Here is a 13,526-nt window from a genome sequence, read left to right as displayed (position 1 = left end):
ACGGCTTGTGCGAAATAAAGAACAATGGCGGCGAACCTGAGCGATCTCTCGGCCTTTCTGGCGGTGGCCCACGCGGGGGGCTTCCGCGACGCCGCTCGCGCGAGCGGCGTGTCCGCGTCGAGCCTGAGCGAGGCTGTCCGACGGCTCGAGGCGAAGCTCGGCGTGCGGCTGCTCAACCGCACGACGCGCAGCGTCGCGCCGACGGAAGCCGGCGCCCGCGTGCTCGAACGGCTGACGCCGGCGCTGGCCGAGGTCGAGGCGGCGCTCGACGTCGTCAACGCCTTCCGCGGCCGGCCGGCCGGAACGCTCAGGCTCAACGTCCCCGCCAACATCGCCCGGGACGTCCTGCCGTCGATCATCACGCCTTTCCTGAAGGCCTATCCAGACATACGCCTGGAGGTCGTCGCCGAAGACAGCTTCGTGGACGTGCTCGCCGCGGGCTGCGACGCAGGGATCCGCTACGACGAACGGCTGGAGCAGGACATGATCGCCGTGCCGATCGGCCGGAGGGTCCAGCGTTACGCGACGGCGGCGGCGCCGAGCTATCTGGCCGAGCACGGCTGGCCGGAGCATCCGCGGGACCTCCTGCAACACCGGTGCCTTCGCGTGCAGTTCGCCGGCGGAGCCATGCCGATCTGGGAGTTCGAGCGCGACGGCGAGGTTGTCCGCATCGATCCGCCCGGGACGCTGGTCGTGCGGCCGGGGGGGAGCGTGGACCTCTTAATCAATTCGGCCGTGGCCGGGCTTGGCGTCGTCGCCTACTTCGAGGACGGGTTGCGCGCCATGTTCGACGAGGGCGCCCTCGTTCCTGTGTTGGAACCGTGGTGGCAGAGCTTCTCGGGACCATTCCTCTACTTCCCGAGCCGGCGGCTGATGCCTCCGCCGCTGCGCGCCTTCGTGGATTTCATCAAGACCGATAGATTCCCGAGCTTCGACCAGTAGCTCCGCACATGACCGCTCTCGCCGCAGACCCATCACTTCAGCCTCGGTGGCAGGAGGTCTGCTCGCCACCCGTTGCAGATGACGTGATGCATAAGTCAAGATATTTGGAATTCACCCAATTATCAGTGTGAAAAGCCTCCTAAATACGGAGAGCCGATCTGACCTTTGCTTGTTGATGAATCTCAAGCCCTTTCACAACGCGAACAATCAGCTCAACGAGATCGTCACTTTGGTTTGCTGATGAAGAACCGTCTGAGATCACAGAGATGCGCGCCATTGCGCTCGGTTGCTTACCGTATTCCGCTGCAAATTCTGCCAGTTCTTTGTGTAATTCGGCATACTCGGGCGATTGCTCGTCCAGCGGGTTGAACCACTGTTTGAGGTGTTTCTCGGTTTTACGACCATCCATAGATGCCTGTGCGTTTCCAAGATAAGCAACCGCGGTCATGTTGGAATAGCCTGCCCATTTCGACGGGGCAAAAACCCACCCATCAGAATCGCGGACCGCATACCATGCCCGGGCATATGCGAGTCTTTCTTGCAGATCAGGACTTTCTTGTAGAGCTTTTGGATACGACAAAACATTGGCTTTAACCCGATCTGGCGTCTGAACCAAAAGCATTTTCCGGAGCGACATAACATTTTCCTTTAATTCACAAAAATTGGCTTATCGCCAGCACCGCGTGGCGAACGGGCCGCTGTCCGACCAGGGCGAGCGCGTGATGTTGGCGTTGCTCAAACTGGGCCTTACCGATGAAGCGGTGGCGAGCCGCATGTCTGTCAGTGCCAACGGCGTCGGCGTCCGTCGCCGCAAGTGGGGCCGCAGCTACGGTCAGAAGGGCTAGACAGACCGTTTCCTGGTCGCTGGGTGCCCCTCAAACGACTAAATCTTCCGATCTTGAATGGCGGGAAATACGTTCCATAAGCCACCATTTGGCGGATGTTCCGAAACTTAAGAATTTTGCACCAATCCTGACCCTAGGAGAAAAGCAGGGGTTTTTGGTGCAGAAGTCCGGTGCGTCATCATGGCATGATTACGGCTATGCCAGGGTATCGACCGACAAAGATGTTCCGAGAGGTGGCCCGCGGAGCCAAGACCGACCTAAATCAGCTCCGCCGGGCGCCTGATCAGCGGGCGGCCGGCGGCATGTTGGTGGTGGTCTCTAGGCGACACCTGGGCCGATACCACCACCGCCTTCACTTGTGCGCGTAATCGGTGAAAACGTAATCTCTGGTCTTCACGATCGTGTGGCAGGCGAACCCGCATTTGGCGTCGTTCCCCTGCGGCGGCATGTCGGCCAAGGTGCCGGGCCTGAACGTATCGGATCCCGCGTTATATTCGAACACGGCCCAGCCCCATCCGCCGCTGTCCGTGAATCTCTTGCTGTCCTTGACCATGAAGTCGACGTCATGCTCGGTGCCCGGCACCGTCGCCGCCGGGAAACTCGTCATCTTTTGCGGGTTCCAATGAATCTTCGCCAACTTGGCGCCGTCGGGGACAGGCTTGCCGTTCGCGGGAATGCCCGCCAGATAAGCGTTAATCATCACAGGGTTGGCGAGGATCACAGACATGAGGTTTCCATCCTGACTGATGGAAACAACCTGCCAGGTCTCGTATCCTCTGAACTCCGAGAATGCGAGCCCATTCGGCACTTTCAAACTGTATCTGTCCTGCGTGGACACGGCCCAGGCCCCTGCGATGGCGAACACGCCGATCATGGCCGCCATCGCCGGGATCATTCTGCTCTGCATTGGCCAGTACCTCCTTTGTGATTGTCAATCCACTCTCTGCGCGAGGACGCTGAGCAGCGCATACGCGGCAGAGGTCGAAGATGCCGGATTTTGCCCGGTGACGAGGCGGCCATCCACAACGGAAAATGGGTGCCAATTCGCTACTTTCTCAAAAATGGCACCCAGCCGCAGCAACTCATCCTCGACGAGGAAGGGCACAACTTTCGTAAGATGCACGTCTTCCTCTTCGCCATTGGTAAATCCGGTAACCCGTTTGCCTTTCACGAGCGGCGCGCCATGATGAGTGACGTGACGGAGTACGCCAGGCGAGTGGCAGACCAGGGCCACCGGTTTTCCGGAATTGTAGAAAGACTCGATCAAAGCGATGGAATTGGCATTCTCGGCGAGATCCCACATCGGGCCGTGTCCGCCGACATAGAACACCGTGTCGAAATCCGCCGCCTTCATATCGGCCAGCTTGGCGGTGTGGGCCTGAGCCTTTTGCGCCACCGCGTCCTGTTTGAACCGCGCCATCGAGTCGGTTTGATTTTCCGGCATGTCGCTCTTGGGATCGACCGGCGGTTGGCCGCCTTTCGGAGAGGCAAGTGTCAGATCCACACCGGCGTCTCTGAACACAAAATAAGGGGCGGCGAATTCCTCCAGCCAGAAACCGGTTTTGCGGCCCGTGCTGCCCAATTGATCATGGGATGTCAGCACCATCAATAGTTTCATGTGCGGTCTCCTTGCTTATCGTTGTGACGTTTCGCGCGCCGGCGGAAACAATGCCCTGGATTCCGAAAGCTTTCGCAGGCGGCCTAGTGGCGCGGATCGTCCGCAGGATCAGCGTAGTCGAGTCCCAGCGGGCCGATGGCGGTGATTTGCGTGATATATTCGCCAGACTTGGCCCAATGGAAATGCGCCTGCCCTCCGGGCAACACGATGACGCTGCCCGGCGCAAAAGGCATCAGCTTGGCCTCGTCGAACTGCTCGCCAAGCCCGATATAGAAGATACCCGAGAGCACGGTGTAGATACGATCCTCGGGATGTTTGTGCGGCATCATTTTAGTGCCGCGCGGCAGCTTGACCCTTGTGACATAGGGGCCGGGCTTTGTCGGGTCCCCCACAAGCACCGCGAGCCGCGCTTCCGGCGGAAAGGCGGGGAATGGCGCCCATCGCACGTCCTCCGACAGGATGGCGTGGAATCGGTCCTGGTCCGGCTGGTGTGCGCCTGATTGGTCGCCGGGCTGATGGGTCTTAAGTGATCGATTCATGCTGATCCTCCTGCTGGGATCTGACGCTTATGAGAACGCCCCGGAGCTCGGCGACGTCTCTGGCCATGGGGTGCGAGGCGCGGCGCCGAACAAGGCGGCGGCGTCAGTGGCGACCCATGCCCGCCGGCACAAGCATCGAAACTTGCCCGCATGACCTGCGGAAAATCGGAGGCCGACGCGGCTTTACGAACGTCTTTCCTCCAGAGATCGTCAAGACGATCGAAAATAGAAACGTTTGATTGCCCACCTAGGTCGACACGTCCGACGGATTACGGTCGTAGACTCACCCTTACGCACCCATCATAAAAACCGAGCGTTCATGCATTAGACCTTATGGACGACACATACAATCCGAGTTTGAGACGGGCATGCGGTGGACCGTGCTCTTCATCCCGGAAGATTTTATCTGCGTTCTCTGCCTGTCGGAGACATTTCGTATTTGTTCTCAACATTCTTCGTCGAGCAATCTGTCTCCGTTAAATGAGATTTCCAGCATCACGCCAATTTGCTGGGCCATTTTATTTTCCTCGATTTTGTGTAGGTCACGACGACCGTGACGGTGAAGATGCTCGCGCGGCCGTGTCATCCGTGCCCGACCGACCGCGCCGCGCCGCCAGTTCAGGCCGGCGCGATGATCCGGCGGCGCGCCATCAGCGCGTAGACCGCGGCGCAGGTGAGCGCGATGGCGCCGGCCAGCAGGAAAGCAGGCGTAAACGAGCCGGTGAGCCGCACCACCACGCCGGTGAGAAACGGCGCCAGCGTGCCGCCGAGCGAGCCGCCGATATTCTGCACGGCCTCCAGGCTGGCGACCGCGTTGCTGGGCGCCACCACAGCCGCCAACGCCCAGCCACAGCTCGATGCCGCGTTCGCCGCGAACAGCCCCACCGCCAGCCAGGCAATGGCGGCACCGGCGCTCCCGGCAAGCGCGCCCGCTGCGGTGCAGCCTGCCGCCACCAGCAAGCCGAGAATGACCGGAAGGCGGCAGGCGAGCACGGCCTCCATGCCGCTTCGGCCAAGAAAATCGGTGATAAAGCCCCCAGCCATGGCCCCCACAAAGCCCGCCGCCAGCGGCACGGCGGACCAGAACCCCGTGCTGGCGACCGAGAGATGGAGCTGCGTCTCAAGATAGCCCGGCAGCCAGGTCGCATACATCCAGGACAAATAGACGACGCCGAAAAAGCCGAAAAACATGCCCCAGGCGGTGCGGAATTGCAGCAGCCACGCTACCTGGGCGAGACCCAGATGCACGACATGCAGCGTGTCCTCGCTGTGGATTGTCTCGATGTCTTGTCTCGGGATACCGGCTTCATGCGGCGGGCGGTACAGCCTGACCCAGGCGAGGGCAACGCCGAGCCCCGCCAATCCGGCGAGCACGAACATCGCGCGCCAGCCGAAGGCGAGCATCAGCACGGTGAGCACGGGCGGAGCAAGAGCCGGGGCGAGCGCGGAGGAGGAATTGAAAATCGCGATCGGCAGCGCACGGGCTCTCAACGCGAACCAGTCGGCGCAGACGCGCGTACCGCCGAGATACATCGGCGATTCGCCGAGCCCCAGCGCAACGCGCGCAGTCATGAACTGTGTGAGCGAGCCGACGAAGCCTGCGGAGATCTGTGCCGCGGACCACAGCACCAGCCCGACCCCAAGCGCGCGGCGTGGCCCGTAACGGTCGATCGCAGCACCCGCCGGGATTTGTGCCAGCCCGTAAGCCCAGGCGAATGCGGAAAGTAGCAGGCCCATCTGCTCGAAAGAGAGATGCAGATCCGCACGGATTTCCGGTGTGCCAACCGCGAGCGCTGAGCGATCGAGGTAATTCACACAGCCGGCGATGACCAGGAGCGCGACCGCCCGGTTGCGCTGCCGGCGCGTGGCGGGGCTGACGTCACGATCCGGCATTCTTTGCTCCCAAAACGACGCGAAGGCATTTACATAGGTGGAAACGAGCGGCTTGGCATCCCCCATAAGAATTTGGCGGACGGGGGGGCCGGGCCTGGATGGCGGTTTATGTCGCGATGACGCGAGCCAAGGATGGCCTGGCCTGGACCTAGGCCGGAGCTCAGGCCTCTCGCGGCGGTGCCAGGCCGCCCAACAATGTGGGGATCAACTCCGAGACGGTCGGATGGATCGGCACGGCCCAGCGCAGCCGGTTCGTCGGCTGGTCCGCATTCATCATGTCGAGAATGCCATGGATCGCCTCGTCGCCCCCGGTGCCGAGGATGGCGGCGCCCAAGATGCGGTGGGTCTGCGCGTCGGCGATGATTTTCATGAAACCCTTGGTCTCGCTTTTTTCCACGGCCCGCCCAACGCGGGTCATCGGCCGGGTCGACACCAGGATGGGGCGGCCGGTGGCGGCGGCCTGGGTCTCAGTCATCCCGACACGGCCGAGCGGCGGATCGATATAGAGCGCGTAGCCCAGGATGCGTTCGCTGAGCTTGCGCGCTTCGCCGTCGAGCAGGTTGGCGGCGACGATCTCGAAATCATTATACGCGGTGTGGGTGAACGCGCCGCGGCCGTTGCAGTCGCCGAGCGCCCAGATGCCGGGCACGCTGGTCTGCAGGACATCATCGACCTCGATATAGCCTCGTGCATTTGTGGCGACGCCGGCTTCGTGCAGCCCCAGATCGTCCGTGTTGGGGCGGCGGCCGACCGCCAGCAGCACATGGCTGCCGATAATTTCCGGGTCGCCGGCACGGCAATCGACCGCGACCGACACCCCGCGATCATGCCGGGCGAAGCCGACGCAATTGACGCCCGTCCGCACCGTGATTCCCTCGTCTTCAAGAATCTTCTGCACGGCGCTGGTTACATCCGGATCCTCGCGCGCGATCAAGCGTTCGTCGCGTTCAATGACCGTCACCGTCGCGCCGAAGCGGCGATACATTTGGGCGAACTCAAGCCCGATATAACTTCCGCCGATGATGACGAGATGCTCCGGCATGGTGTCGAGGACGACCATGTCGGTATTGTCGAGATAGGGCACGTCTTTGAGGCCGGGCATGTCCGGCACCGTCGCGCGACAGCCGACATTCAGGAAAATGCGCGGTGCCGTCAGCGTCTCGCCATTCACCGAGAGAGAGTCCGGGCCGACGAAGCGCGCATGGCCGCGTATGAAGGTCAACCGCTCCATGCCTTCCAGCCAGCGTTCATTATTGGTGCGCGCGTCGAGCGTGACCTTGTGCGCCCGGGCGGCGACCATTTTCATGTCGATGGCAATATCCCCTGCCCTGACGCCGAAATCCGCCGCGCGGCGCGCCAGATGCGCGGCATAGGCGCTGGCGACGAGCGCTTTGGTCGGCATGCAACCGGTATTGACGCAGGTGCCACCGACGAATTTTCGTTCGATCAGCGCGACCACCATGCCGGCTGCCGTCAATCTCCCGGTCAGCGACGGGCCGGCCTGGCCGGCGCCGACAATGATCGCGTCAAACTTCCGGGTCATGCTTCTGCGCCGATAAGAGGTGCCAATATGATCACGGCAGTCTCCGGGAAATCGGTGGGGCCTGACCATCTCATGCACGGAACGCAATGTCAAAATGTTCTTGCCATGCACTGCCCGGCCCGGACGGAACGCTGTCATAATGGCTGGTTCATTCGCACAAAGAGTCCCAGTGCGACTGGCATCCACGCAGTCATTATTCCGATCCCGAGCGTCCGCGTATTTTCTCTGTTCCGTCAAGGGCGCGAAGCGCCGGCGAAGCCGGGTAAACCCCTTGACGGAACAGAGAAAATACGCCGAAAATGCAATGATCGAAAAAATGCCGATCTCCAGACGTTTCTTACGAAAATTAAAAATTTCGCAGGAAAAATCAATATCGACAGGCAGAGCCTAATCTCGCAAGACGCAGGACTTTCCAATCGAATCTCGAAAGGAATATGTCATGGGCACAGGTATTTGGCCGGAACTTGCGTACCCCACCTGGAGCGACACCGCCGCCACCTTGCAGCTTTGGTCGCAAATCATCGGTAAGGTGCGATTGACCCTGACCCCGTGGGTCAACCATAGCTGGCAGGTGCCGTTTTACGTCACCGCGCGCGGGCTCGGCACATCGCCGATTCCCGTCGGCTACGAAATCCTGGAGGTTGAGTTCGACTTCATAAGCCACCGCCTCGTCGCCCGCATGAGTGACGGCAATGAAGGCGTCCTCCCGCTCGCGCCCCGGAGCGTCGCCGACTTCTATCGCGCGGCCATGGATCTTTTGAAAAGCATGGGGGTGAACATCGAAATCAATGACATGCCGAACGAGGTCGCCAACCCCATCCGGTTCTCGCAAGACCGGACCCATGCGGCCTATGATGCGGCCGCCGCCCATCGCTTCTGGCGGGCCCTCATCCAGATCGACCGCATTTTCAATGCTTTTCCGCAGCGGCTTCGTGGGCAAGGCCAGTCCCATCCATTTCTTCTGGGGCAGCTTTGATCTGGCCACCACGCGGTTTTCCGGGCGGCCGGCCCCGATGCATCCGGGCGGCGTGCCGGGCCTGCCCGATGCGGTGGTCCGCGAAACTTACACGCACGAGGAGAGCAGCGCCGGGTTCTGGCCCGGCAACGAGACTTTCCCTCATTCTGCCTTTTATTCTTACGCCTATCCGGAACCGCCGGGCTACCGCGCGCGCACCGTGACGCCGGGGGCTTATTTCGACGCGTCGCTCGGGGAGTTCATCCTGCCCTACGATGCGGTGCGCACGGCGCCAGATCCCGAGGCCTTGCTGCTCGACTTCCTCTCAACCACTTATGAAGCGGCGGCCGATACCGGAGCCTGGAACCGCCCGGCCCTGGAATGCCCGATCGGCGTTCCCGCGCGCGCGCGCCCCCTGGACACGCCGCCTGTCGACTGATCCAGGCTGTCTCCCATGAGCGGGCCGTGATAGCATCCGGACGCCATCCGTTTCGTCCCCATGAAACATGGGTCCGACATGACCGAGCAAAGCAACAAGCCAGGTCCACCCGACGCGCAACCGATTGCGAAGGGAGATGCTTCGGTCGCTCCCGGCGCGGCATCCACGCAGACGCTGCCGAAGACCGCCCCCGCGCCGCAAGTGGCGCGCAAGGCGGCGGCCAAGCAAAAGCTGCTGATCGGCGTGCTCGCTGTCGCCGTCCTGGCGGCTCTGCTTATGTTCGGCGTCCCGTGGGTCGAGGAGCTGCTCAGCACAATCTCCACAGACGATGCCTACGTCAATGGGCACGTCACGTTTGTCGCACCCCGCGTGGCGGGACAGATTTCCCGCGTTCTGGTGGATGACAATAACCGCGTGCGCAAGGGAGATCTCCTTGCCGCATTGGACAAGGAACCGTACCGGGTTGCGGTCTCCGAACAACAGGCTGCGGTCGATATCGCGACGGCAGACCTGCAGGCCGCCGCGGCTTCGGTGCACGCGACCGAAGCGCAGGCCAGGGCCAGGCGCTGGGACCTGCAACGCGCCGTGCAAAGCGTGGACAGCCAGGTTGCGCTCCTGCATGCGCGGGTTGCCGCTGTCGACAAGAGCAAGGCCGCCTTGGCGCTGGCGCAGGTTGAATTCGACCGCGCGCGGCAGCTTGTCAGCACGGCCGCAGTGTCGCGCGAGGAATATGACGAGCGGCAAGCGGAGCTGACGACGGCTGCCGCGGCACTCACCCAGGCTTTGGCCGAAGTCTACCAGATCCGCGTCTCGCTGGGGTTGCCGGCCCAACCTGAGGGGGGCCGCAGTCTTGGCGAAGTGCCGCCCGATCTCGATGAGACATTTTCCTCCGTCCTCGAGGCGCAGGCGGAACTCATTCAAAGCGCCGCACAGCTCGGCGTGGTGCACTCGTTCAACCAGAGCCCGAAGGCGATGCTCGAGCAGTTCGAAAAACTGGGCGACATCAATGCCACATTCGCCGAGATCACGGCCCGGGCCCCCGCCGTCAAGCAGGCTGAAGCCAGGCTTGAGGCCGCCAAGCGCGATCTCGCGCAGGCCGAGCTGAATCTTCGGTACTGCGACATCAGGGCAAAGATCGATGGCGTCGTCACGCGGCGCAACATCAATCCGGGCGACTATGTCCAGGTCGGCCAGAACCTGATGGCAATCCGCTCGCTCGACGAAATCTGGGTCGACGCCAACTTCAAGGAAACCCAGCTGCGCAACCTGCGCATCGGACAGAAGGTCGATCTGTATGTCGACATGTATGGCGGCACGCATGTCTTCAAGGGCCGCATCGCCGGCTTCACCATGGGCACCGGGTCGACCCTGGCATTGCTGCCGCCCGAGAACGCCACGGGCAATTTCGTCAAGGTGGTTCAGCGCTTGCCGGTCCGGATCGATCTGATCGGCTACAACGCCGATCAAACGCCTCTGTTCGTCGGCACCTCGGTCGTTCCCTATGTGTATATCCATAAGCCGCCGACCGGCCCCGATGCCGGGAAGTTTCTCCAGGCCTCCACGCCGCAATCCCCGGGGCGCGGGCCATGACCGGCGCGGCGCTGTCGTCAACGCCTCCGGAGGCCCGGTCCCATGCGGCGATCAACCCCTGGGTCGTCGCCGCTGTCGTCGTGGTGCCGACCTTCATGGAGGTGCTCGACACCACGATCGCGGTCGTGGCGCTGCGCTATATCGCGGGCGGGCTGTCGGCCACGGTCGATGACGGCGAATGGGTCATCACCAGCTATTTGGCCGCCAACGCGATCATCCTGCCCATCACCGGCTGGCTGATCGCGCATTTCGGGCACCGCAATTATTTCCTGTTTTCCATCGCCGTGTTCACCCTCGGCTCGGGGTTGTGCGGCATGGCCACGGGGCTCGGGCAGTTGATCCTGTTCCGCGTGATCCAGGGCCTTGCCGGGGGCGGCCTGCAACCCTCGAGCCAGGGCGTGTTGCTGGACGCCTTTCCGGTCGAACGGCAGGGCATGGCCATGACTTTGTTCGGCCTGGCCGCGCTGATCGCGCCTGTCGTGGGCCCGACGCTCGGCGGTTGGATCACCGACAGCTATTCCTGGCGATGGGTGTTCTGGATCAACGTCCCCATCGGCCTCCTGGCCCTGGTTGCGTGCGCCCTCACCCTCCGCGACCCCGCTTATCTCACGGCCGAACGCCTGGCGTTGCGAAAACAGCCGTTCAGCTTTGACGGCGTTGGCCTGTCGCTGCTGGTCATCGTCATGGTCTGCTGGGAGGTGATGTTGAGCAAGGGCCAGGAATGGGACTGGCTGGGCGACCCGTTCTGGCGGGTGCAGACGCTGGCAATTCTGTTCGCCGTGGGCCTCGTTGCGCTGATCTTCTGGGAGATGCGCCATCCGAGCCCGGTGGTCAATTTCCGGCCACTGCGCGAGCGGAATTTCGCCGCCTGCTGCATCATCATTTTTTGCGCCTATGCGGTGCTGTATGCCGCCAGCACCTCGCTCCCGGCCCTGCTCCAGTCGCTGTTCGGCTATGATGCGCTGAGCGCCGGGCTGGTCATGTCGCCGGCCGGCTTCTTTGCCGTCGTCGCCATGCCGTTCGTGGGACGCGCGCTCGGTCGCGGCATCGATGCGCGCTGGTTGATTGCCGCGGGCCTATTGACCATGGCCGCGGGGAATTACTGGATGTCGCAGATGACCCTGGATATCAGCCCGGAGCAGGTCGTGTGGCCGCGGGTGGTGCTGATCATCGGGCTGGCGATGTGCTTCGCCCCGGCCAACGTGGCGGCGTACCTCTATACGCCCGTCGCGCTGCGCGGCGCGGCGGTCGGCCTGCTGAGTCTCCTGCGCAACGAAGGCGGCAGCGTCGGGACCTCACTGGCGCAGACGGTGCAAGAGCGCCGCGACCAGTTCCATAGCCTGCGTCTGGATGAATGGCTCGATCCCTTCAACGCGGCGACCGGCTCCTTCCTTCATCAGGCTGCCGGGCGGTTCCTGCAGCAAACCGGCGATCCGGTCGCGGCGCGGCAATTGGCCTTGCAGGCGCTCGCCAATCTGCGCCAGCAACAGGCCGCTTCCTTCGCCTATCTCGACGTGTTCTGGGTTCTGGCCGTCGTTACCGTCGCGCTTGTGTTCGTCGTGCTGCTGATGAAGCGCTCCGTCGCGGAGAAAGGTACGCGCATCGGGTCCGAGTAAATACGATGGATGCCAATCTGCTTTAAACGATCGTTGCCGCTTTACCCCGCACGCCAACGGGCTGGACATGGCCTGGTTGACCTCAAGGAGATCACCCCTTGGCGGCAGGCGGCGGCGGAACCGGCAGGATGATTTCAGAGGCGACCTTCCAGTCCTTGCCGGTCCTGATCCAGTCGATAATCATCAGGAACGGCTTGGGTGTTCCGTCCTGACCCGCATAGGATACCGTAATCGTCATCGGCGCGTAGGATTCCGCGACGTCGCGTGTCAGGCCGACCACTTTGAGCTTTGAAAAATCCGGCTGGAGTACGACCGGCCCGGAGGCCGCGATATCGTGCAGCTTCCGGTCAATGGCTGCGTTACCCCAGAAGCCGGCCCAATTGCCGTTGGCAGGGATCGCGCTTTTCGCCACCAGCAGGGCAGACGGCGATTGCCAGAACATCTGATGGATCGCTTCGAGATCGTGTCGATTTGCCAACACCATGAGCTTCCCAAACTCCGATCTGATGGTTGTCAAGGTTTCGGCGTCGAGCGGGTCACGGTGGTCGGCCGGAGCCGCCGCGGCAGATCCGGCAGAAACGCAGGACAAGGCGAGGACAGCGGCAATCAGAGGCTTACGCATGTTCTGAAACCCTTAGGTATTGTGTTGATATTTTACTGATTAGAGGCTAGCTCTTCTTCTTCGCGGTGTTTGCAGAACCCCAAAGCGAGCCGGGATTGATGCGGTCCGGATAGAGCGCGAGCATTGCGTCATAGAGTTCGCGTGCGGTCGTCGTCTCCGTGTTCAAACGATTGAAGTCGCGAAGATATTGCCGCGTCTCGGCAATGATGCGGGGATCGTCAGCGTTTTCCGGTACTTTGTGCCCGGCGATCACGGCTCGCGGGCGTAAGGCCTCCAGCGTATCGAGCGCCGAAATCCACTCCAGCCGGCTCTGGGTATCGGTCTCGCCGAGATAAGGGTGGATGCCGTTATACACGGCGTCCCCGCCGACAATCAGCCCGATCGATGGGACATGCAGACACGTCGAGTGGGCCGTATCGGTCCGCCCGGTGTTGACCACGACCAGTTTATGCCCCTCCAACTCCAATTCGTTGTTTTCGAGCGCTTCGGCAACGGACAGCCGGTCAGGAATCTCCCCGGGGAATAGCCGGAGCCAGAAATTGTCCATCCACGCCGGCGATAGCTGATGGCGCATGGCCTCGACGACATCGGCGGTCGCGACGGCCTTGGCGTACGGAAAACGTTCCAGTAGCGATGCGAGGCCGAAGAAATGGTCGCCGTGCCCGTGGGTAACGTAGATCGCCGTGAGATTTTTGCCGCTGGCAACCACCCACTCCACCAGGGTTTGCGATTGTGCGGACGTCAGGAACGTATCCACGAGAACGGCGTCGCGCTCACCGGAGATGAGGGTCGCCGAATTCGCGACCCACATCAGCTTTTCGTTGCCCGGTGGCAGATCCCGGCTGAGGCCGGGGCGCTTGATGGTCAGAATATCCCACTTAAGGGTTTTGCCGGCCGATGTTGTCGCGGTCATCATCATCTCCT

Annotated in this window: 14 protein-coding genes; 6 read left to right on the top strand and 8 right to left on the bottom strand. The window is 62.2% G+C overall.

Annotation, left to right across the window (positions count from 1 at the left end; translation table 11 throughout):
* The first annotated feature begins 24 nt into the window (after positions 1–24).
* Positions 25–942, top strand: a complete 918-nt coding sequence (locus tag VNC39_RS09610; RefSeq protein ID WP_325398577.1) for a LysR family transcriptional regulator — start codon at positions 25–27, stop codon at positions 940–942.
* Between the two features lie 139 nt (positions 943–1,081).
* On the opposite strand, the gene VNC39_RS09605 is transcribed toward VNC39_RS09610, so the two are convergent.
* The gene (locus VNC39_RS09605; protein WP_325398575.1) at positions 1,082–1,579 is read right to left on the bottom strand and encodes a hypothetical protein; all 498 of its coding nucleotides are present in this window, start codon (positions 1,577–1,579) and stop codon (positions 1,082–1,084) included.
* Between the two features lie 25 nt (positions 1,580–1,604).
* Here VNC39_RS09605 and VNC39_RS09600 point away from each other — a divergent pair, with 25 nt between their 5' ends.
* A complete protein-coding gene (locus VNC39_RS09600) occupies positions 1,605–1,787 on the top strand; it encodes a hypothetical protein (protein WP_325398573.1) in 183 nt (60 codons plus the stop codon).
* A gap of 352 nt (positions 1,788–2,139) precedes the next feature.
* Here VNC39_RS09600 and VNC39_RS09595 read toward each other — a convergent pair whose 3' ends face one another.
* The 5 genes from VNC39_RS09595 to VNC39_RS09575 all read right to left on the bottom strand — a co-directional run bounded on the left by VNC39_RS09595 (position 2,140) and on the right by VNC39_RS09575 (position 7,380).
* Positions 2,140–2,682, bottom strand: a complete 543-nt coding sequence (locus VNC39_RS09595) for a cytochrome P460 family protein (RefSeq protein WP_325398571.1) — start codon at positions 2,680–2,682, stop codon at positions 2,140–2,142.
* A gap of 36 nt (positions 2,683–2,718) precedes the next feature.
* Positions 2,719–3,405, bottom strand: coding sequence for a type 1 glutamine amidotransferase domain-containing protein (locus VNC39_RS09590; protein ID WP_325398569.1), 687 nt, complete (start codon positions 3,403–3,405; stop codon positions 2,719–2,721).
* A gap of 83 nt (positions 3,406–3,488) precedes the next feature.
* Positions 3,489–3,944, bottom strand: a complete 456-nt coding sequence (locus tag VNC39_RS09585) for a cupin domain-containing protein (RefSeq protein ID WP_325398567.1) — start codon at positions 3,942–3,944, stop codon at positions 3,489–3,491.
* 618 nt (positions 3,945–4,562) lie between these two features.
* Positions 4,563–5,837, bottom strand: a complete 1,275-nt coding sequence (locus VNC39_RS09580) for an MFS transporter (RefSeq protein WP_325398565.1) — start codon at positions 5,835–5,837, stop codon at positions 4,563–4,565.
* A 160-nt stretch (positions 5,838–5,997) separates the two neighbouring features.
* Entirely contained in the window at positions 5,998–7,380 is a 1,383-nt protein-coding gene (locus VNC39_RS09575) for an FAD-containing oxidoreductase (RefSeq protein ID WP_325398563.1), read from the bottom strand.
* A gap of 439 nt (positions 7,381–7,819) precedes the next feature.
* On the opposite strand from VNC39_RS09575, the gene VNC39_RS09570 reads away from it, so the two are divergent.
* From VNC39_RS09570 to VNC39_RS09555, 4 genes are all read left to right on the top strand, one after another.
* Positions 7,820–8,356, top strand: coding sequence for a DUF5996 family protein (locus VNC39_RS09570; RefSeq protein ID WP_325398561.1), 537 nt, complete (start codon positions 7,820–7,822; stop codon positions 8,354–8,356).
* Complete coding sequence (locus VNC39_RS09565) at positions 8,313–8,774, top strand: DUF5996 family protein (protein WP_325398559.1); 462 nt, start codon at positions 8,313–8,315, stop codon at positions 8,772–8,774. The genes VNC39_RS09570 and VNC39_RS09565 overlap by 44 nt, the downstream gene beginning before the upstream one ends.
* A gap of 78 nt (positions 8,775–8,852) precedes the next feature.
* Positions 8,853–10,364, top strand: coding sequence for an HlyD family secretion protein (locus VNC39_RS09560; RefSeq protein ID WP_325398557.1), 1,512 nt, complete (start codon positions 8,853–8,855; stop codon positions 10,362–10,364).
* Positions 10,361–11,980: a DHA2 family efflux MFS transporter permease subunit gene (locus tag VNC39_RS09555; protein WP_325398556.1), complete on the top strand. Its 1,620-nt coding sequence runs from the start codon at positions 10,361–10,363 to the stop codon at positions 11,978–11,980. The genes VNC39_RS09560 and VNC39_RS09555 overlap by 4 nt, the downstream gene beginning before the upstream one ends.
* A gap of 91 nt (positions 11,981–12,071) precedes the next feature.
* Here VNC39_RS09555 and VNC39_RS09550 read toward each other — a convergent pair whose 3' ends face one another.
* A complete protein-coding gene (locus tag VNC39_RS09550; RefSeq protein ID WP_325398554.1) occupies positions 12,072–12,602 on the bottom strand; it encodes a hypothetical protein in 531 nt (176 codons plus the stop codon).
* Between the two features lie 46 nt (positions 12,603–12,648).
* The gene (locus VNC39_RS09545) at positions 12,649–13,515 is read right to left on the bottom strand and encodes an MBL fold metallo-hydrolase (RefSeq protein ID WP_325398552.1); all 867 of its coding nucleotides are present in this window, start codon (positions 13,513–13,515) and stop codon (positions 12,649–12,651) included.
* Positions 13,516–13,526: the final 11 nt, after the last annotated feature.

The sequence above is a fragment of the Acidocella sp. genome (genome assembly GCF_035535915.1).
Lineage (GTDB): Bacteria > Pseudomonadota > Alphaproteobacteria > Acetobacterales > Acetobacteraceae > Acidocella.
Note: the sequence above shows the minus strand (reverse complement) of the source record. Positions and strands in the feature narration are given on the sequence as shown.